General features: G+C 45.3%; 2 protein-coding genes. One reads left to right on the forward strand and one right to left on the reverse strand.

The window, feature by feature from the left end:
- Positions 1-576 (reverse strand): tRNA-uridine aminocarboxypropyltransferase (locus tag R7R24_RS26210; protein WP_318120048.1); only part of this gene is annotated, 576 nt, incomplete at its 3' end.
- Positions 577-579: 3 nt separating this feature from the next.
- On the opposite strand from R7R24_RS26210, the gene R7R24_RS26215 reads away from it, so the two are divergent.
- Positions 580-784 (forward strand): rhomboid family intramembrane serine protease (locus R7R24_RS26215; RefSeq protein ID WP_318120050.1); only part of this gene is annotated, 205 nt, incomplete at its 3' end.

The raw sequence follows: 784 nt of genomic DNA on the forward strand, positions 1-784 counted from the left end.
CATCTGGGCGATTTGAAATTCAATCATCCTGTCAAAAGCATTAAGTAGCGGCGAGAAGTCGTTATCCGGCTCCAATAAACTCAACGCATAAAACCCTGCTTCCACTGTCGAAAGACTGTTGTCTGAAGGCGCTTTACGAATTGTATAGTGACCTTGTAAATCCTCGGGAAGCTTTACTGTGGTTAAAGCGTGCAAGTTGGTGGAAAGCTGCCACATTTTATAGGCTTTTTTCCACGTGCCATCGAGCAAAATTAGGCGTGTTTTTCTTGTGCGCTCGCTCTCGGTACACGCAATGTCTGAAAGGCACTGTGATTGCTCCGACGGATAAAGGATAAAATGCTGATACGCTTCATCGGTGAGCAACGCGTTTAACTGAGCGTCGTCAGAAAAATCCTCGCCAATCAAACAAGTACAGTTCTTTAAACTCAAATTGAGAATCCGTGCCGTACCAAGTGGACGATGCGCTTCACTCGTATGCTGAAGAATGATAAGTTCAACCCCGCTTGCTAGCGGTACGATCCATTGGCAAATACAGGCTTTGCGCGATTTTCCACACTGAGAACAATAACGAGACATAGAGTGAACCTTTATACATTGCTGACCATCATCAGCGTTATCTGCTTAGTACTACAATTCGAACCAATGGCGAGCCTCACCGAATGGCACGCTTACAACATACGTCATGGTGAATGGTGGCGAATCGTAACAGGAAATCTCACGCATACCAACTTTACCCACCTTGGAATGAACTTGGCAGGATTATGGGTTATCGCGTTTATATTCC

It is taken from the genome of Vibrio sp. 704, assembly GCF_033339295.1.